The organism is Viridibacterium curvum, assembly GCF_039544165.1.
Classification (GTDB): Bacteria; Pseudomonadota; Gammaproteobacteria; order Burkholderiales; family Rhodocyclaceae; genus Viridibacterium; species Viridibacterium curvum.
Map to the genome: position 1 here is coordinate 242709 of NZ_BAABLD010000008.1, position 19915 is coordinate 262623.

Sequence of the window (19915 nt, forward strand, 5' to 3'; positions counted from 1 at the left end):
GGCGACATTCAAACCAGAGGCGCAAATTTTACCATGCCGCCCCAAGGCCCCTGACGGGCACCGCACGCTGGCAGTGCCCGTGTCTGACGCGGCTCAGAATCGGGTGGTCCAGTGCGTCCCGATGCTGGCGTCCTTGCTGCCTTTGACGTTGAACACGTCCTGCTTGTAGCCGAGCTGGAAGGCCAGCTTGCCGTATCGGCTGGCGGGCAGTTCGTAGGCCACCAGGTAGTCGGCCTTCCGGCACGAGGCTGGTCCACTCTGTGCCGTAGTGCGCCACGCCGTCATCGTCAATCGAGGTGCTGACCACACCCACCTGCCCGGAGGTGACGCGCAGCGGCTGCTTGACGGACAGCGCGAGGCGGTCGTTCTTGCGCGCCAGATGACGGCTCTCGAAACTCATGCCCCAGGCACGCGACTGGATAGCTGACGTGCCGGCAAACATGCCGCTGGCCGTGCCGGCGCGCGTGCGTGCGAAGCCGGCTTCGAGCAGCAGGCTGTTGTTCGGCGAGATGCGCCAGGCGGTCGACCAGGTCAGGCTGGTGCTGTGATGACCATCGCCCAGGCTCAGCGAAGAGGTGGCGTCATAGGTGCTGCCAAGCAGACCGTGCTGCTCACTGAGCAGCCCCAGTGACAGCCCTGTCACCACCGACTCGCCGAGCTGGTAGCTGAAGCCTGTGGTAGCCGAGGTCGCCGAGGGCGTGGCCCACGCTGGCGAGGCCTCCTGCGCGCCCGAGCTGGCCGGCGCAGCAGTGCTGCTCCAGGACAGCGCGACGCGCGCCTCCGGGCTCAGACGCATGCCGTAGGTGGCGAAGCCGCCGCCCTGCGACAGGGCCGTGAGATTCATGGCGCCCTGGCTGTCGGCGAGGCGTGCGGCATCGGTGTCACCCAGCAAGGCCTTGTTGTAGGCGAACTGCACAGGATAGCCATAGCCCAGGGCCATGCTGGTGCCACGCGCATCGGTGAAGGACGCGAAGCCTGCGCCGCGCGCCTGCGGCAATTGCGCGTTGTAGCCGAATTCGCCGAGGTGATTGGCCGCGCTGTCCGGGGCTGACACAAGATAGTGCATTTCGCCACCACCCAGCTTCATCGCCGTCGGCCCTTTGTTGACGTTGGTGGGCAGTGGGTTGGTCGTGGCAGATCTGGCCGGCGACTTGATGAGACCGGAGAGGTCGACGCTGAAGTTGCGCGCATAACCATCGAGCGCGGTGTATGCCGCCAGTTTGGACTGCACCGAAGCAAGGCTGCCGAGCGCGCCGCTGGTGATCATGCTGCCATTGAGCGAGCTCACCGCGATCGACTTGCCATTGGCCTGCATCACCGTGAGCGTGCCGTAGGGCTTGAAAGCTGTCGCCAGATTCACGAGCCCCATGCCATAGCTGCCATCGGTACCCGCCGCGCCAAGGTCGGTCGCGGTGGCCAGCAGCAGCTGTGCGGCGGTGCCGTTGGTGCGCAGGATGGGCCACGCCGATTGCAGCAGGATCATCGAGCCGCTCACGATGGGCGCCGACATCGATGTGCCCGACCAGTAGGACCAGGCGTTGGTGCCCGCTGGTGCGTAGGGCGCCACGATGCCCTCGCCCGGCGCCATCAGCCAGCGCGATGCATAACTGGTCACCGTGTTGCTGGTGGTGACGATGCCGCCCGCCCCCGGCTTGTTGCTGAACGATGACAGCGCATTGGCCGAATTCACCGAGCCGACGAAGACCAGGCGCGACACGGCCTGTGCCGTGAGCCCCGTAGTGGCACTGCCCGACAGCAGGTTCTGGCTGCTGTTGCCGCCCGCCCACACGACAAATGCACCCTTTGATGCGGCGTAGTTGATCGCCGAGACGATGTCGGCCGTGTTGCCGTATGTGATCGACACATTGATGACGCGCGCACCGGCGTCTGCGGCACGACGCAGCCCGTTTGCCACATCGGTCGAATAGCCCGAGCCGCTTGCGTTGAGCACCTTTTCAGCGACGATGTTGGCATTCGGCGCCACGCTGATCACGTTGCCCGCCGTCAGTGCATAGCCCGCATAGGTGCCTGTGGAGAACGCAATCGGGCGGTTGCCGGCAGCGATTTCGGCCACCGCTGTGCCGTGGCCATTGTCGTCATAGACGCCCTTGCTGCACTGGAAAGACACCGCTGCGCAGCCGCTCAGCGACACTGAAACCTGCCCGCTCGCAAAGACCGGGTGATTGGCGACGATGCCCGTATCGACCACACCGAGCAGCTGCCCGGTGCCCCAGTTGGAGGCCGAGAGTATCGCGTCGGACACACCGATCTGCCGCAGCCAGGGCGCGTAAGTAGCTGCCTGCACCTGTGCCGTGCAAAAGCCCGCGCAAAGCGCCACAACCAGCGGCCGGAGCGACGGCGCTGCGAGGCGGCGGGTGAGTTGAGAGACCGGACGTTTGTCGCGTGCGATGTGCTGCATGGTTTCCCCTGTTACCTGATACCGGCCGGGGAACATGACAAACAGAGCGCGTGGGGAGAACGGTTCCCAGCCGGCGGCCCCGCTGTCATAGGTCACCCCTGAGGCTGCCCCTTAGACCGGAAACTTTGCGACCCCGCCTTTCGACGGGTGTGCCAAATGCATTGCTGTGGCTGCACTTTAGTCATGCAGCGCGGGCGGTCAAGTCAGGGAGAGTTCGCGTGAAGAAATTCACGACTGGCCGCAGAGCCTTGCTGCATGCGGGTTTCAGACCAATGCCAGGCAGTCCTCGCGCGCCCGGCGTGACAATTGTTTTAACAACAGCGGCAGGCAGACCACTGCATGTCGGGCCAATCCAGCACCCTTCAGAGTGCGGTAAGATGGCGGCCGTCAGCCCGAGCGGGCGTCGTATAATGGTAATACCCTAGCTTCCCAAGCTAGAGCCGTGGGTTCGATTCCCATCGCCCGCTCCACGCAGGCCCCGCTGCAACGCAGCAAATCACCCAGCCCGATCTCTCTGTCGCAACGCCTGCGCAAGCTTTGGTGCGGCTTCGGCTCCGACCGCTCTCGCGCTGCCCTGCAGCTTTAGGGAGCCAACGTTTGATCGTAAAGTGAACGAACTTGCCAAGCCGCTGAAATCCTTCTCGCGGCAGATGCGAGCTACCGGGCAACAACGACCCGGACTACCAAGAACGGAGACGATCATGCGAAACACAGCACTGCTGGGCGCCCTGGCTGCCCTGCTGGCGATGACCAGCGCGCACGCGGCACCGACGATTACCGGCTGCGGCACCGAAACGAGCAACCTCACGGCATCAAAGGTCTATTACGTCACCCCCGGCGGCTCTGACAGCGGTGCAGGCACCAGCTTTTCAGCACCGATGAGCTTCAGCGCGGCCCTGTCGAAGGTGACAGCCGGCCAGATGATCCTGCTGCAGCCGGGCACCTATCCGATCAAGTACACGGCTGGCGCCAAGAACACCATCACGCTGTCAAAGTCGGGCTCGTCAAGCGCCAGGATCTACATGGTTGCTGCGAACTGCGGACGCGCCGTGATCGATTTCCAGTTCCCGTCCAAGACCTGGGTGCAGGACTCCTACGGTTTTTACCTCACGGGCAACTACTGGTACTTCAAGGGCATCGCCGTGACACGTGCCGGCTACCAGGGCACCTATGTGACGGGCGCAAACAACACCTTCGAGAACGCCGCCTTCTACGACAACCGCAACAGCGGCCTGGAGATCAACAAGGGCGGCTCTTACACAACGGTGATCAACACCGACTCGTACAACAACTACGACCCGAAGAAGAACGGCAGCATGGCTGACGGCTTCGCCTCCAAGCAGACTCAGGGCGCCGGCAACTACTTCTACGGTTGCCGTGCCTGGAACAATTCGGATGACGGCTTCGATACCTTCGACAGCACGCAAGCTGTGAAGATCGAAAACAGCTGGGCCTTCAACAACGGCATCAACCTGTGGAGCGACAGCGCCTTCGCCGGCAACGGCAACGGCTTCAAGCTCGGTGGCAACAGCGCCGTGCAGCGCAACGTCATCACCAACTCGGTCGCTTTCGGCCACCCCAACAAGGGCTTCGACCAGAACAGCAACACGGGTGGCGTGACGCTGTACAACAACACCGGCTACAAGAACAAGATCAACTTCAGCTGGGGTGGCACGCTGGCCTCGGGCGAGAAGAACACGCTGAAGAACAACGCTTCGCTGTCAGGCACCAGTGCCGATGTGATCAAGAACTCCACGTCGACCAACAACACCTGGAACAGCATCACTACCAGCAGCAGCGACTTTGCCAGTCTCGACACCAGCCTTGCCACCAAGGCTCGCAACGCTGATGGAAGCTTGCCTTCGACCAGCCTGTTCCGGCTCTCGTCAAGCAGCAAACTGGTCGACAAGGGCGTCAATGTGGGGATCGCCTACAAGGGTGCGGCGCCGGATCTGGGTGCCTTCGAACTGAAGTAAGCGCCTTGTGCAGCCTGCTCAGGCAGGCTGGCAGAAACCGGAACGCACGCCGCATCGCGGCGTGCGTTTTTCTTTGGCCAAAGCTCAGGCAACGTCGATCTGGACGACGCTCTCGATCATTTCGCGCCGGTTGGTCAGCGTGCCGAATTCGCGCGCCGTGGCAGTGTCTGCGCCACGCAGCTCGGCAAGCATGCCCACGCGCTCCAGATCAGCGGCGCTCCAATAGGCGCGACCGTGCAGACTGAGATCAAAAATTTCGAAACTGTACGTCATGATGAACCTCACTTCCTGTGTAACAGGCGGTCGCAATATTGCGCCGCACAATCACAAGGTAAGGCTCAAGCTGATGTAAATCAAATTCGGATGTTTGATTTCGACATTAAATTTGTGCATTGCACAATGCAGATACCCCTCAGCGCACGACGCTCACCCCCGGCAAGCCTGAGTCCAGCACCGCCTGACGCAACAGGTCGATAACCTTGGTGCGCGGGTAAGTCACCCGCCAGGCCAAGGCAACGCGCCGCGATGGTTCAGGCTTGCTGAAGTTGCGCACGGCAACCAGTTTCTGGGTTCCGATCAAGGGGTCGGCTGCGCTGCTGGGCAGAACCGTCACACCCAGACCGGTCGCCACCATGTGGCGGATGGTTTCCAGCGAGCTGCCTTCCAGCGTCTTCTGCAGGCTGCTGCTATGCGCACAACGCGGGCAGGCTTCCAGCACCTGTTCGCGGAAGCAGTTGCCGGCGCCAAGCAGCAACAGAGGCTCTTCCTGCAGGCGGTCGGCAGTGATTTCCTTTGCGTCCGCCCAAGGATGGGAAGCCGGCAACAGCACGCGAAAAGGTTCGTCATAGACGGGTTGGGTCACGATGCCCTGCTCCTGGAACGGCAGTGCGAGGATTGCCACGTCAATATCCCCGCGCTTGAGTGCTTCAGTGAGTCGCGCCGTGTAGTTCTCCTGGATCACCAGCGGCATGCGCGGCGCACGCTCGGCCAGCAGCGGGATCAGGGAAGGCAGCAAGTAGGGGCCAATGGTGTAGATCACGCCAATGCGCAACGGCCCCGACAAAGGATCCTTACCGGCTTCGGCGATGTCGCGAATCTGGCTTGCCTCGCGTAGTACGCGTTCGGCCTGGTCAACGATCTGGCGCCCGATGCTCGTAACCTTGACGTCGGCAGCGCTGCGCTCGAACAGCATGACTCCCAGCTGTTCTTCGAGCTTTTTGACGGCCACGGACAGTGTCGGCTGGCTCACATGGCACTTTTCGGCAGCCCGCCCGAAGTGGCGCTCCTGGGCCAGCGCGACGATGTAGCGCAAGTCAGTCAGGGTCATCGGGCACCTCCCCTGCAAAGAGACGTCATTGAAAAATCCAATCAAAAATGGCGAACTGCCAAAATCTGATTGTAGGGGCAGCCATAGGGAAATGTTTGATCCAAATCGACTTGCGCATGCAAACCGGCTACTGGAGGCGCCGGGCCCTCTTCTGCCAGATCGCGGCTCTGCGCTCTGCCCGCAACCCTCTTGAAGCAGCCGGTGCCGACCCCAATTTGTAAGCGTTCGTACAGCGCGGGAACCCCGCGCAAGCTTGTCGGCTCTACGTCCCACACACTTTCTCAGTCAAGGAGACTTGATCCATGCAGTGGAATCTCTCGCGCAGCGCTCTTGTCATCGCCGTCGCGGCCGTCGCATTTGCCGGTTGCCTTCAGGAGAACGGCGTACGCAGCTCCCAGGCAGCCAGCTCATCTTCATCGTCTGCTGCCGCCGTGACCCCGCCGGTCGTGGCAGGACGCGTTGGTCTGCCTGACTTCGCCAGCCTCGTCGAACAGGTCGGCCCCTCCGTCGTCAATATCGCCGTCACAAGCACCGTGAAGGCCAACGAAATGTCGATGGATGACCCTTTCTTCGATTTCATCCGGCGATTCCAGGGCATTCCACAAAACCCCAGCCCGCGCGGTGGCGGTCGTGAGCGCATCAGCCGCGGCGTCGGCTCGGGCTTCATTATCAGCAGCGATGGTTACGTACTGACCAACCATCACGTTGTCGACGGCGCTGACGAAGTGACCGTGCGGCTGACGGACAAGCGCGAATTCAAGGCCAAGGTCGTCGGCTCGGACGAACGCACCGACGTTGCCCTGATCAAGATTGACGCCAAGAACCTGCCGGCCGTGAAGATCGGTGACCCCGACAAGTCGCGCGTCGGCGAGTGGGTGATTGCAGTCGGCTCACCGCTCGGCCTCGACAACACCGTCACCGCCGGCATCATCAGCGCCAAGGCGCGCCGTCTGCCCGATGAAGCTTTCGTGCCCTTCATCCAGACCGACGTAGCCATCAACCCCGGCAACTCCGGAGGCCCGCTGTTCAACTTGAATGGCGAAGTCATCGCCATCAACTCGCGCCTCATCAACAACTCGGGTGCGGCCAGCTACGCCGGCATCTCGCTCGCTATCCCGATCGACGTAGCGATGAAGGTGAAGGGTCAGCTTGAAAAGCACGGAAAGGTCGAGCGCGGCCTGCTGGGCCTGACCTTCCAGCCGGTCGACAAGGACCTGGCCTCCAACCTGGGGCTCGACAAGCCTGAGGGCGCCGCCGTCACCAGTGTCAATAAGAACTCGGCGGCCGAAAAGGCCGGCCTGAAGGTCGGTGACGTCATCCTGCAGGTCGACGGCAAGAAGGTCGATGACAACAACGACTTGCGCAGCCTGATCGGAGAACGTCGCCCGGGCGAATCGGTCAACCTGAAGGTATGGCGCAAGAAGTCCACGCTGGATATCAAGGCCACCCTGATGGCAGCGCCGGGAACCACGGCCAGTGCGAAAGGCGGCGACAGGGGCAGTGCCAGCATCGACAAGGTCGGCCTCAAGTTGCGTCCGCTGCAGAATGCAGAAGCGCGCAAGCTGGAAGCGGACGGCGGCTTGTTCATCGAGACGGCGAGTGGTCCGGCAGCCCGTGCAGGTCTGCGCACCGGTGACATCATTCTGATGGCCAACAACCAGCCGGTTAGCAGCGTCGACGAGCTGCAAGACCTGATCAAGGACAGCGGTGATCGTCTGCTGCTGCTAGTGCAACGCGGAGACGGTCGCGCTTTCGTCGCATTGCCGTTGAAGTAAAAACCATGGCCATGACGTATGCGTGTTTCTCCCTGGAAACACGCATACGTCCTAGGGTTTTCCGCAAGGACTCCGATGTACCAACGGGCAGTTAACGATTTTTTTCATGCATTGCGGAACCTTGAGTAGTAGGCTTCGTCCAATGACCTGTTGAGTGCATGAAAACGCTGCACGTTGGAAGCAGCGGACCAGTTTTCAAGCACTTTGCATGTCTTGTCTCTCCTCCAAGTCGTGTGTTCGGGGCCACCATGAGTGGCCCGTTTTTTTGCCCGCGCCCGACTGACAAAACTGCTGATTTCGACCGCCACACGACGCTGAGCCCCCCCCGAGTGCAAGGACCTGCGGGATCGTCCCGGCTCCCTTGCCGGGCAGCGACGAACAGAGGTTCAGCCATGGGTAGCCACGGCGTGGCGCACCCACACATCGCCCGACCAGATGTCAAACACCACGCTGCGATGGCCGATGCCGCCGAGGTCTTCCGACGCCTTGTGCAGGCCATGTGCCTGTACAAGGCGTCGCGCAGTCTGTTCGTTTCGCCTCGCTACATCCAGCACGTCCAGCCGCGCATGGCCATGCATCTGCAGCATGGCCATCACGTCAGGAAACATCGAGCCCGCGCCGAACAGCTTGATACGGCACTCGTGAGGCGGCAGTTGCCATGCCCGTGCCTCATCCAGCAGGCAAGCCATGGCCTCGTCGCCATAGTAGGCCGGCCGCCTGGCGGGCTGGCCCAGCATGCGCGCGGGCAGCACGAAATGGCACATGCCGCCCACTTGCCGCTGCGGATGCCACAGCACGATCGCCACGCAGGAGCCGAGCAAAGTCCGGATCCGCGTTGCGGCGTCGCCGAACCACAGCTCCCCCGGACCGAGAAACACCTCCAGCGTATCGGGGGGTGCAGGCTTCACGATGTCACCCCGTGCTTACGTCGCGATTCTCGCTTCAGGCGGGCACACCAGTGGTGTCTGCTGCCATCAGCGCGCTCATGTCATCGACCGACAGAACGGAATCGAGCGCCAGCAAAATCACAAACTGCCCGGCATGGCGCGCCATGCCGCCGATGAAATCCGGCCGCATGTGGGCACCGAATCCGGGCGGCGGTTCGATATCGCCCGGGGCGATGTCGACAACCTCATTGACGGCGTCCACCATCACCCCAATCTCCTGCAATCCCTGATCGTCCGCCTCTGCGTCTTCGAGCTCTACGATCACGAAGCAACTTCGGCGGTTTGACTCCGTGCGCCCCTGACCAAAGCGCGCGCACAGATCGATGATGGGCACCACGGCACCGCGCAGATTGATCACGCCACGTACGAACGCCGGCATCATCGGCACCTCGGTCAGCTCACCGAACTCGATGATCTCGCGGATGTGCAGGATGTTGATGCCAAAGCTCTCGCCTCCCAGCGAGAAGATCAGGTATTGCGAAGCCGGCGGAGGCGGCGCTGCCGCCACCCCTGTGCTGCCTGCGATATCCATGGCTCCCCTCCTCAGAAGCGCACGAACTCGGCATCGTCCGTGCTCGCTGGCTCACCGCTGCGCGGAATCACGGCGCGACGCGGTGCGCTGCGGGCACTCCGTGCCGCACGAGGTGCCGGAGCTGCTACCGGCGCCGCGCCGCTGGCTGCGGCCGCAACGATAGCCTTGCCATCTGCCTCGGTGATGAAGAAACTCATCAGCGACTGCAGCTGCTGCGCCTGCGTGCTCATCTCGTCCGAAGTGGCCGACAGCTCTTCGGACGACGAGGCATTCTGCTGCGTCGTCTGGTTGAGCTGACTCATCGCGGCATTGATCTGCTGCGCGCCGCGCGCCTGCTCCTGCGAAGCAGCGGCGATCTCCTGCACCAGGTCGGCGGTCTTCTGGATCGCCGGCACGATCTCGCCAAGCAGGCTACCGGCATTCTCGGCCAGACCCACGCTGGAACCCGCCACGGTACAGATTTCGCGTGCGGCCACCTGGCTGCGCTCAGCCAGCTTGCGTACCTCAGCGGCCACCACGGCGAAACCCTTGCCATGCTCGCCGGCACGCGCTGCTTCAATGGCCGCGTTGAGGGCCAACAAATTCGTTTGATAGGCGATGTCGTCAATGATGCCGATCTTGGTTGCGATCTGCTTCATCGCCGTCACTGTGTCGGTGACCGCCTTGCCGCCCAGGCCGGCATCGGTTGCAGCGCGCGTCGCAATGCCATCAGTTGCTGTGGCGTTCTCGGTGTTCTGCGCGATCGACGCCGACATCTCCTCAACCGATGCCGAAGTCTCCTCAACGCTTGCCGCCTGCTCGCTCGCCGCCTGCGAAAGAGATTGCGCGGTAGCGCTGATCTGCTCGGACGCCGATGCCAGACTGTCCGCCGACGACCGCACCTCGCGAATGATCTGCGCCAGGCGAGAGACGGTGTTGTTCACGGCCGACTTCAACTCGTCGAAAGTGCCCTGGTAAGGCTTCTTCATCGACACGCTCAGGTCACCCTGCTCCATCGCGCCCAGCACGCTGCGCAACTCACCCGTCGGTGTCGCCACAGCGTCCATGACATTGTTAAGCCCTTCGACCACCTGCCGGAACTGCCCGCGGTGCTGGCTCGTATCGGCGCGCTTGTCCAGGTCGCCACGCACCACGGCATCAGCGAGCAGCCCCACATCGGCGATCAGGGCGTTGAGCGGGCTGATCACCGCATCCAGGGTAGCATTGACCCCTTCGACGATGCGACGGAAGTCGCCCTTGTGACGCGTGGCATCGGCGCGCGTATCCAGCTGCAGCTTCACCGCGGCCTCCGCCAGCATGTTGGCGTCGGCAATCAAGGCGCGGATGTTGGCGCGCACCTGCTCGATGGTTTCGTTGATGAAGACCTTCTTCCCCGGGAACGGCTCCAGCGGCGCGTCCATGTCGCCTTCACCGAAAGCCTTGATACAGGCCATGGCCTTCTTGTTGACCGAGATGTGGCCAACCACCATGTTGTTTACGCCAGCAGCCATCTGCTTGTAGGCGCCGTCGAAACGCTCCTCGTCGATGCGCGCATCAATGTCACCCAGATCATGCTCACGCGACATCCGGTTCATCTCGACGATCAATTGCCCGATGTTGGCCTGCAAAGTCCGAACGCTGGTTACCAGCGCGCCAACCTCGTCACGCGAATCATGTTTGAGCGCGAATTCCAGATCGCCACGCGCCATACGACCTGCGGCATCCATGAGCTCGCTCACCGGTCCCGTGATGCTGCGCAGGATGGTCCAGGCGAGCGCCGCAGAGAGCAGAACGGCCAGCGTGGTCACGATGACGATGATCTGATGCGTCGATTCAGCCGTCTTCTCCGCCTGATCACCCGTATCGCGAACCAGCTCGGACTGGAACGCAATCAGATCCGAGACTGCCTTGAGGTAATCCGTCTGAGTCGCACGCATGTTTCCCAACAGCAGCTCGCGGGCCTTGTCAGCCTTGCCGTTCTGGATCAGCTCGGTGAGTTGCGCGAGATTCTCCCGGAAGGCAGACCGTGTTTCCTTGGTCGCTGCGATGAGTGCTTTGCCCTTGTCTGACGTGACGAGCTGTTCCAGCTTCTCCATGTTGGCGCTGATCTTCTTTGACGACTCGGGAATGCGCTCGAGCTCCTTGCGACGCTGCTCGGGACTCTCGATCAGAATGAGCGCGTTGCGCGTGACGCGTGCCACGACATCGACCTCGTTGATTATCTCGTTGGCCAGTACGGTCTTGGGAAACTTGTCCTCCGCAAGATCGAGTACCCGGGCGTTGATCTGCGTGACGCGCATATACCCGATCAACGAAACAACGATGAGCAAGAGCACGACTGCCGCAAAGCCAAAGCCCAGCCGCACGCCGATCTTGAAATTGTTGAACATGTGAAGCCTCCTGTTTCCGGCCGACAATGCTGTCGGCCCTGATTGCTGCGGGCTTGCGCCCCGGATTGCTGATTGCCGTTGATGTCCAGTTCCTCTGTCGTTTCAGATCAAAGTCGCCAGTTGCGTCTGCTCGTCCCGACTGCTGCGCTCGATAAGCGCCGCAACGTCAAGGATCAATGCGACTTCACCCGTGCCCAGAATGGTCGAACCCGCAATACAGCGAAGTCGCTGGAACAGGCGTGAAAGGGGCCGGATGACTGTCTGGAACTCGCCAAGCAATGCGTCGACGACAAGGCCCACCCGCTGCTTGCCGAACTGAACGACCACCACGCTCTCGCGTGCGTCGGACTCAGCCGGCTGCAGGTCAAAAGCGTCACGCAAGCGCACGAAGGGCAACACCTCACCGCGCAGGTTGATGTAATGGCGCTGATGCAGGGCGCTCTGCTCGCCCAGCGTCAGTTCGACACACTCGACCACCATGTCGAGCGGCACAACGTACTGCGCGCGCCCTACGCCCACGATGAAGCCGTCGATGATGGCCAGGGTGAGTGGCATGCGCAGGGTGATGCGTGTGCCCGCTCCTGCACGGCTTTCCACTTCGATGCTGCCGCGCAGGGACTGAATGCTGCGGCGAACGACGTCCATGCCCACACCGCGCCCCGACAGATTGGTCAGGGCACTGGCTGTCGAGAACCCGGGTTCGAAGATGAACTGCCAGACCTCGGCATCGCTGTAGTCACGCCCGACCTGTGCGAGTCCGCGCTCCAGTGCCTTGGCGAGGATGCGTTCGCGATTGAGCCCAGCACCATCGTCGCTGACCTCGATAACGAAGCAGCCCGACTCATGTCTGGCACTCAGCTTCAGGTGACCTTCTGCAGGTTTGCCGGCCGCGGCACGCTGGTCCGGATGCTCGATGCCGTGGTCGATGGCATTGCGCACCAGATGCGTCAGCGGATCGGTGAGCTTCTCGACCATGGACTTGTCGAGTTCGTTGTCGGCGCCTTCGATCTGCAAGACGATCTGCTTGCCCAGCTCGTGACTTGTATCGCGCACCACACGGTTGAAACGGCGGAAGGTGTCGGCAATCGGCACCATGCGCAGTTGCATGGCATCGTCACGTATCAGTTCCACCAGTGAAGACAGGCTTTCTGCCGATTCGTACAGGTCGCCGTCACCGTTGCGCTGTGCGCGTAGCGTCACCCCCGCACAGCCCACCACCAGTTCGCCAACCAGATTGATCAGACGGTCAAGCTTGTCGGCGCGCACGCGAATGAAGCTGCTTTCATGCGCTATCGGCTCTCTGCCGTGCTGCTGTCGGGCTAGCGCAGCACCCAGCACTGGCTCGCTGACTGCATCGTTCTTCAGCAGTATCTGACCCAGCTGTGGGCGTGAGTCCGGAGGCTGCCCAAACTGCAATGCTAACCCCGCTGCCAGCGCCTCCGGGACCACATTTCCACTTTGCAGAAGGATCTCGCCCAGCGGCAAGGCTACGTCTGGCAAGTCATGGATGCGCTGGATGTCCGCGTCGAGCTGCCCGGGCATGGCCTCAATGGCGAACTCGCAATCGTCGCGCACAAAATCGAAAGCAGCCTCCAGCTCCTCACGTGAGCAATCGCTGTCCAGCATCACACTGAAGCGTGTCAGGCAGTCTTCAGGATCGTACTCACCCCTCTCGGGCAAGGGAGCCAAGCCGGCTTCAATCGCGTGCGCTTCACCCAACGTTGCGAGAAAACGCATGACGGCGACCGGGTCCATCCCGTGGCGGAAGGTATCGCGCCCGAAACCCGCCCGAATCTGCCAGCGCGTCATGCGCGTACCCTCGGCTGGCTTCTCAGTTGTCAGTCCACGGGGCGCTGCAGCCTGCGTGTCTGTCGCCGCCGGCGCGCCCAGCGCTGCCATCAAGCCCGCCGTCAGTGCATCTCCATTGGCGCAGCTGAACTGCTGGCGTTCCAGCGGCAGATCGTCGATGACGATTTCATCAATCAGGGTTGCAATGTGGTCACGACAGCGCAGCAGCAAAGCTGTGATCTCGCCCTCAATCAAGAGCTGCCCGGCGCGCGCACGATCCAGCACACTCTCAAGAATATGCGTGAAGCCAACGATGCGATGCAGATCGAAAAGCCCCGCCGAGCCCTTGATGGTATGCGCGACGCGGAACAGCGCGTTGAGTGTTTCTTCGTCGCCGGGATCCTCTTCGAGGCGAAGCAGGATGTCTTCCATGCTCTCCAGCAACTCGCGACTTTCAGCGAAGAAGGTTTCGCGCGCCTCCAGAAGTGCCGTGTCCATTGCGGCAGTGGCGCCGGTCTGGCGGGTCATGTTGCAAGCCCTTTCAACGCTTGAGGCCCCTCGACGGTGACGGTGGCGAGCCAGTCCGCAAGACCCATCGTCGCAAACACGTCCTGCACGCATGCGGGCACATTGGTCAATTGCAGCGGCTGCCCGGCCTGCAACGCATCGCACGCGTGCACCAGGAGCAGTTGCCAGCCCGCACCGTCGATTTCGTCTACACCACCAAGGTCCAGAGTAAGGCGCCTCGTGCTGTCACGCTGCCTCGTGAGCTCGGCATGCAGGCTTGCCACCACGTAGATACTTAGCGGGCCACTCAGGCTGAAAGTCCCTGACGTCATCGCCGACACCTCATGGCAAGCAGAGTTTGGCGACAGCAGACAACAACTGTGCGGGCTGAAATGGCTTGACCATCCAGGCTCTGGCGCCAGCCTCCTGCGCGGCGCGCTTGTGTGCTTCGTCACTCTCGGTAGTCAGCATGATGATCGGCGTGAATCGCAGCTGCGCGGAGTGCTTCACCTCGTTGAGGAAACCTATGCCATCCATGTTGGGCATATTCACGTCGCAGATCACCAGGTGCACTTTCTTGCCGGCCAGTTTGGCTATTGCTTCGATACCGTCGGCAGCCTCCAGCACCTCATATCCGGCACTGCGCAAAGTGATGTGGACAAGCTGTCGCAAACTCGCCGAGTCATCGATGATCATGATCTGCTTGGCCATTACGCCCTCCGGAATCAACAAGAGCCCTGGATAAAGAAAGACGGCTCCAGCGAACCTCATTGCTTTGCCATATCGGGAGAATGCCGTTCGCATTGAGTGGCGAATGCGAGCCGCTTGACCACCGTCAAGTGCCATGCAAACCGCATCAGTCAAGTCTCGTACTGGCACGCTTGATGCGGCGCACAAGCGCAGCCAAGCGGGCGCCGGATGCCCTTGCCAACGGCCTTGACTTCGGAAGTTAAACGTTTTACTTTGGCGCCAGAACAGCCTGCCTGAGCAGGCCCATCCGATGAGGAGACAAGCATGAGTTCGTCCCTGCAGCGCTTCGCCCTGCTGGCCCTCGCGCTCGCCACAGCGAGCGCTTCATCCACGGCGCAAGCCTGGACCCAGGCGCCATCGCTCGATGCCGCCGTGCGCGCCAGCAAGCTACCTGCGCTGGCCCGGCGCCTGCCCGCAAAGCCCGAAGTGGTCAGCCCGCTCGAAGCACGAGGCATCTACGGCGGCACCTTGCGCACGGCCATGCGCGCCAATGCCGACAACAACAGCATCCTGCGCATCGTTGGTGCGCAAGGCCTGGTGCGCTGGTCCATGGACTTCAACAAGATCGTCCCCAACCTCGCCGAGAGCTGGACGCTGAGCGCCGATGGCTCGGAGTACGTATTCCGTCTGCGTCCCGGTACGCACTGGTCAGACGGTAGCCCATTCACGGCTGACGACGTGCTGTTCTCGATGAACGATCTGGTCTTTCACAAAACCTTCTTCAGCGCACCGCCCGAGCAATACGTGACGCGCAACCAGCCAGTGAAGGTCACGCGCATCGACGACTACACCGTGTCGTTCCGCTTCGCAGGCCCCAACCTCTCGTTCCTCGACCAGCTCGCTACACCCGTGGGCCAGCACCCCGTGCTGTATCAGAAAAAGTATTGCGCGCAATTCCATCCCGACTACAACGCGAAGCTTGGTGAGCTGATCGCAAGGGAAGGCGTCAGGGACTGGGCTTCGCTGATGCGCAACAAATGTGGGGACATCGAGACCCCCTCACGCTGGGGCAATCCCGAGCGTCCGACGCTGGACCCCTGGGTTGTCGTCGAACCCTATCGCGGCAACGCGACGCGCGTGATCCTCGAACGCAATCCGTATTTCTGGCAGGTCGATACCGCCGGCCAGCAATTGCCCTACATCGACCGCGTGCAGCTGCAGATCATCTCGGAGGCCGAGACCATCATGCTGGCCGCCGTCAGCGGCAGGCTCGATTACCAGCACCGCCACATCTTCGGCATCCAGAATCGTCCGGTGCTCACCGAGAATGCGGCCAAGGCCGGCTACAAGGTGTTGAGCCTGCCCGGTACGGGCGCCAACTCCGTGGGCCTGTGGCTCAACCATTCGACGAAGAATGACAAGCTGCGCCGCCTGATGCGCACCAAGGATTTCCGCATCGCACTGTCGATCGGCATCGACCGCAAGGAGGTCAACGACATCGTCTATCTCGGCCAGGGCATGCCCTGGCAGATCGGCCCACTGAAGCAGTCGCGCTGGTACAACGAGAAGCTCGGCACGCAACACCTGCAGCACGACGCACGCCAGGCGAACGAGCTGCTCGACAAGCCGGGCCTGACCAAGCGTGATGCAGAGGGGTTCCGGCTCTATCCAGAAGGTGGCCGTGTGTCGCTCGCCACCATTGTCTCGGTCGCGCAGACTCAACAGATCGACGCACTGGACCTGATCCGCAAGCAGTGGGCCAAGCTGGGCATCGAGATGCAACTGCAGCCCTCAGAGCGCTCCCTGTTCTACGAGCGCGCCTCAGCGAATGACTACGACATCAGCGTCGACATCGTACCGGGCGGTATGGACGTCACGATGAACCCACGTGCGGTGGTCGCCATGAACCCGCAGGAATCACGCATGAGTCTGCCCTGGGCACGCTGGTTCCTGTCGAACGGCAAGCAGGGTGAAGAGCCCAGCGCGAGCATGAAGAAGCGCATGGAGCTGTTCGAAAGGTGGCAGAGCGCCAAGTCACCCGCTGAGGCCGAGACGATGTTCCGCGAACTGCTGGCGATTGCCGCCGACGAGTTCGAAATCATCGGCGTCATCCGCTCGCCCAGCGACACGGCGATCCGCAGCCTCAAGCTGAAGAACGTCTACGAGCAGATGCTGGTCAGCTGGACCTATCCAAACCCCGGTCCGGCGCTGCCGCAGCAGTGGTTCTTTGCAAAATGAATTTCAGCAGCCGACGATCCACCTGCTTTCAGGCCCCTCCCCAGCCCGCCCGCGGTTGGCTTTGCACAGCCAACCGGCTACAGAGGCGACGAGCCTTGCTCGTCGAATTCCCTCTTTCGCCCCCCTGTCAGGGGAGGCCGGGAGGAGTTGGAGGCGTTCGTCAGACATCAAAATCACGGTGCCAGCAAGGCTTTATCGCGCCGTTGAAGCGCGAGGCACCAGGCGTGGCTCAAACAACTGGTCACCCGATGCCTCGGCCTTGCCAGACAGGATCGCCAGCAGACGCGTCATCGCCGCTTCGCCCTGCTCTTCGCTGCGCATGTTCACCGTCGTCAGCGCAGGCTGCATGAAGCGTGCGACCGGAATGTCGTCGAACCCCGCCACTGCCACATCCACCGGCACGTTCACACCGAGAGCTTGCGCCTCATGCATGAAGCCGATTGCCACCAGATCGTTGTAAGCCACCACCGCGTCGGGCCGCTCGGCGCCAAAGAGCAGGCTGGAGCAGGCTTGCTGGCCACCGTCCAGGGTCGGCCAGTCAACGCTGTGCGTGATCAGCGACAGCCCCGCCTCGGCAACTGCTTCGCGCAGACCGGCTTCGCGTTCGGCATTCCAGCGGGCCTTGGTGAAACCGAGGTACGCGATCTTCTTGCGTCCATTGCCAACGAGGTGACGGCCCAGCATGCTGGCCGCGCGGTGTCCGTCGGTGCGCACGCAGTGCACACCTTCGCGCTGCAAGTTGCCGAAGAAGATCACCGGCTTGCCGAGATCGGACAGCCAGCTGATGGCTTCGTCCGGCACGCGCGAACTGACGATCAAGCCATCCACACGACCCGACAAGGCTTCGAGCAGATGACGTTCGTGCGAGGTCTGTTCTTCGAGATCGACCACCAGCAAGTTGTAATCGTGCGCCAGGGCCACGCGGTTGGCTCCCTTGACGATGTTGGCGAAATGCGGATTGCGTACGTCGAGGATGGCCAAGCCCAGCGTGCGCGTTCGGCCGGTGACCATGCTGCGCGCCTGCTGGTTGAGGCGGTAGCCGAGCGTAGCGATGGTTTCAGTGACACGCGCTTCCACGCCCGGCGAGAAACGCTGCTGCCCGTTGATGAACTTGGACACGGTCGCTATCGAAACACCGGCGGCTGCGGCGACATCCTTGATCGTAGGCGGGCGTTTGGTCATGAAACTCTGGCGACGATTGAGAAAGCAATGCGGCCTGAGGAAGGCCGCACAAAGGCCCACACCTTAGCGGCAAGCCGACACACTGGTCAAACGAAGGTAAACCTTTCCGGCTCATTCATCACGAAGCCGCGAAAGCAATACTTCTCCGCCGAGTTAAACGATTCACGCCAAACCCGCCGCGCAGGCGCCGTTTACGGCCGGCCGTCCCCCCATTCCATTCGCCCTCACGCAGGAGTTGCCTCGTGAACATTCGCCTTTTTGCCGGAGGTCTCTTGATGTCCCTCAGCCAACTTTTGCCCCCGGCCGCCCTTGCGGCGACCACCACGCCGTCCGCAACGCTGGACCAGATCGTCAGCACCGAGTTGCTGCCGCAGCTCGACGACTTCTTCAACCGCCTGCAACACGAGAAGAAAGCCCTCGTCATCGATCGCACGCAAGCCTTCAACGGCAAGGACAAGTTCCTGCCCGGCAAGATCGCCATCGGCATGAGCTACCTGCTGCTCAACACACCACGCAACGATCCGCGCTTCGCGAACTATCTCGCCGGCTATCGCCAGATTGCCGACATGACGGTCGACGAAGACAACGAGACCTGGGGCATCTATTACTACCTGTCGGCGCTCAACACCCTGCGTCGTGCTGGCCTGCTCGAACAGGCCGTATCACCCGCGACCCTGGCTCGCCTGCGCGAACGCCTCGAATGGCGCGGTTTCGTGAGCCAACCCGACTTCACGCTGATCAAACTGCCCACCAACTACTATGGCGTGGCTTTCAGCATCGCGCGACTGCGCTACCTGCTGGGCTGGGACGAAGCACGCCCCAGCGAGATCCTGCTCGAACGCATGGTCAATCACTACCAGACCTATTCCGGCGAATTCGGCTTCTCCGACGAGACCGATGGCGAGGGTCGCTTCGACCGCTACAGCATCCTGTTGATCGGCGAGATCTGTCAGCGCTTCATCGAGACCGACATGCCCGTGACGCCGCAGCTCAAGGCCTGGCTGCGCCGCGCAGTCGACGTCATCCTGCTGCGCCTCAACCCGCAGGGCGATGGCTTCGATTTCGGCCGCTCGATCGGCGCTTACGGCGACACAGCCTTCCTCGAAGTGCTGTCGGCCGCAGCCAGGCTCGACGTACTGAGCGCTGAAGAACGCGACATGGCCTACACGTTTGCCATGGCCGCCAGCAACAAGTACGCGAACTTCTGGTACGACCGTGACATGCATTCGGTCAACCTCTGGGACAAGGGCCGCCGCACCGACGCCTATCGCGGCAAGCACCGCATCCTTGGCGAGAACCTCAGCCTGCTGCATCAACACATCTACACCAACAACCTGTGGAACAGCATCGGCTATCGCGGCAAACCGGGCCGCAGCGACTTCGAGGACTGGCTGCGCAAGCTGCCACGCTACACACTGACCTGGTTCGCCAGAGGCGAGTACGACCGCGCACTGCTGACCGTACGCGATGGCTTGCGCGTGTTCAGCCTGCCCATCGTGAATGGCGGTGCCACGCAACACATGAACAATCCCTACTTTCCGATCCCGTTTGCCAACAACGTCGTACAGGGCTCTGCCGACGCAGGCTTCCCGCAGCAGCTGCCGCGCTTCACGCTGGCCGACGGCAGCAAGCTCATTGCCAGTTCGTTCGCGCGCGACATCCGCAGCACGCAGCAAGGCACGGCACTGGAACTGCAATACCGGCAAAACGAGCTCGACAAGCTCGGCGAGCGCAACCCGGTAAAGGACGCACGCATCAAGGTAGAAACACGCTATCGCTTTGACGCAGGAGTCATCACGCGCACCGACACTTATACACCGGTGGGCGCCCTGGGTGACGTGCGTATCGACATGGAGTTTGCGGGCTTCGCAGCGGGGGCCACGCAATCGTCAGCGCAGGGGTTCCGCTTCAGCGAGGGAGAAGTACTGGGCTTCGATGTACAGGGCTTCAGCCACTGCAGTGTTGAAGCCATCGACGCTGCCGAATACCGCGCACCGATGGGGCCGATGCGTAGCCTGATCCGCTGCCGTCACACAGCGCGACTCGATGCACCGCTGACGCTGCAATGGACGCTGCGTTACAAACCGCTGTGAGACGACACGCGCTGCGGCAAACGAGGCACGCGGGCTCTCTGCAGGGCGGGTTTTAAGCTGTTAACGCCACTA

14 protein-coding genes, 1 tRNA gene and 1 riboswitch are annotated in these 19915 nt (G+C 62.1%); of the genes, 5 read left to right on the plus strand and 10 right to left on the minus strand.

Going from position 1 to position 19915, the window contains the following annotated elements; all coding sequences use genetic code 11:
- Positions 1-28 precede the first annotated feature (28 nt).
- Positions 29-2419: a S8 family peptidase gene (locus ABEA02_RS08815; RefSeq protein ID WP_345532536.1), complete on the minus strand. Its 2391-nt coding sequence runs from the start codon at positions 2417-2419 to the stop codon at positions 29-31.
- 69 nt (positions 2420-2488) lie between these two features.
- Positions 2489-2583: riboswitch (cyclic di-GMP riboswitch) on the minus strand.
- Positions 2584-2815: 232 nt separating this feature from the next.
- Here ABEA02_RS08815 and ABEA02_RS08820 point away from each other — a divergent pair.
- Both ABEA02_RS08820 and ABEA02_RS08825 read left to right on the plus strand, forming a co-directional pair.
- Positions 2816-2889 (plus strand) — tRNA-Gly (locus tag ABEA02_RS08820).
- A 231-nt stretch (positions 2890-3120) separates the two neighbouring features.
- Entirely contained in the window at positions 3121-4395 is a 1275-nt protein-coding gene (locus tag ABEA02_RS08825) for a right-handed parallel beta-helix repeat-containing protein (RefSeq protein WP_345532537.1), read from the plus strand.
- A gap of 84 nt (positions 4396-4479) precedes the next feature.
- Here the strand turns inward: ABEA02_RS08825 and ABEA02_RS08830 are convergent, their stop codons facing one another.
- Positions 4480-4668 (minus strand): hypothetical protein, encoded by a 189-nt coding sequence (locus ABEA02_RS08830; protein ID WP_345532538.1) that lies wholly within the window; start codon positions 4666-4668, stop codon positions 4480-4482.
- 139 nt (positions 4669-4807) lie between these two features.
- A complete protein-coding gene (locus ABEA02_RS08835; RefSeq protein WP_345532539.1) occupies positions 4808-5722 on the minus strand; it encodes a hydrogen peroxide-inducible genes activator in 915 nt (304 codons plus the stop codon).
- A gap of 302 nt (positions 5723-6024) precedes the next feature.
- On the opposite strand from ABEA02_RS08835, the gene ABEA02_RS08840 reads away from it, so the two are divergent.
- On the plus strand, positions 6025-7497 hold the full coding sequence (locus ABEA02_RS08840; RefSeq protein ID WP_345532540.1) for a DegQ family serine endoprotease: 1473 nt from the start codon (positions 6025-6027) through the stop codon (positions 7495-7497).
- A gap of 386 nt (positions 7498-7883) precedes the next feature.
- Here ABEA02_RS08840 and ABEA02_RS08845 read toward each other — a convergent pair whose 3' ends face one another.
- The 6 genes from ABEA02_RS08845 to ABEA02_RS08870 all read right to left on the minus strand — a co-directional run bounded on the left by ABEA02_RS08845 (position 7884) and on the right by ABEA02_RS08870 (position 14351).
- A complete protein-coding gene (locus tag ABEA02_RS08845) occupies positions 7884-8405 on the minus strand; it encodes a chemotaxis protein CheD (RefSeq protein WP_345532541.1) in 522 nt (173 codons plus the stop codon).
- Between the two features lie 34 nt (positions 8406-8439).
- A complete protein-coding gene (locus ABEA02_RS08850) occupies positions 8440-8976 on the minus strand; it encodes a chemotaxis protein CheW (RefSeq protein WP_345532542.1) in 537 nt (178 codons plus the stop codon).
- 11 nt (positions 8977-8987) lie between these two features.
- Positions 8988-11345 carry a methyl-accepting chemotaxis protein gene (locus ABEA02_RS08855; protein WP_345532543.1) on the minus strand — a complete coding sequence of 786 codons (2358 nt, stop codon included), beginning with the start codon at positions 11343-11345 and terminating at the stop codon, positions 8988-8990.
- A 102-nt stretch (positions 11346-11447) separates the two neighbouring features.
- On the minus strand, positions 11448-13661 hold the full coding sequence (locus ABEA02_RS08860; RefSeq protein WP_345532544.1) for a chemotaxis protein CheA: 2214 nt from the start codon (positions 13659-13661) through the stop codon (positions 11448-11450).
- Positions 13658-13972, minus strand: coding sequence for an STAS domain-containing protein (locus ABEA02_RS08865; RefSeq protein WP_345532545.1), 315 nt, complete (start codon positions 13970-13972; stop codon positions 13658-13660). Before ABEA02_RS08865 ends, ABEA02_RS08860 begins: the two co-directional genes overlap by 4 nt.
- A 10-nt stretch (positions 13973-13982) precedes the next feature.
- Positions 13983-14351 carry a response regulator gene (locus ABEA02_RS08870; protein ID WP_345532546.1) on the minus strand — a complete coding sequence of 123 codons (369 nt, stop codon included), beginning with the start codon at positions 14349-14351 and terminating at the stop codon, positions 13983-13985.
- Between the two features lie 303 nt (positions 14352-14654).
- Here ABEA02_RS08870 and ABEA02_RS08875 point away from each other — a divergent pair, with 303 nt between their 5' ends.
- A complete protein-coding gene (locus tag ABEA02_RS08875; RefSeq protein ID WP_345532547.1) occupies positions 14655-16568 on the plus strand; it encodes an ABC transporter substrate-binding protein in 1914 nt (637 codons plus the stop codon).
- A gap of 192 nt (positions 16569-16760) precedes the next feature.
- Here ABEA02_RS08875 and ABEA02_RS08880 read toward each other — a convergent pair whose 3' ends face one another.
- Complete coding sequence (locus ABEA02_RS08880; RefSeq protein WP_345532548.1) at positions 16761-17750, minus strand: LacI family DNA-binding transcriptional regulator; 990 nt, start codon at positions 17748-17750, stop codon at positions 16761-16763.
- Positions 17751-18025: 275 nt separating this feature from the next.
- On the opposite strand from ABEA02_RS08880, the gene ABEA02_RS08885 reads away from it, so the two are divergent.
- The gene (locus ABEA02_RS08885; RefSeq protein ID WP_345532549.1) at positions 18026-19843 is read left to right on the plus strand and encodes a hypothetical protein; all 1818 of its coding nucleotides are present in this window, start codon (positions 18026-18028) and stop codon (positions 19841-19843) included.
- Positions 19844-19915 lie beyond the last annotated feature (72 nt).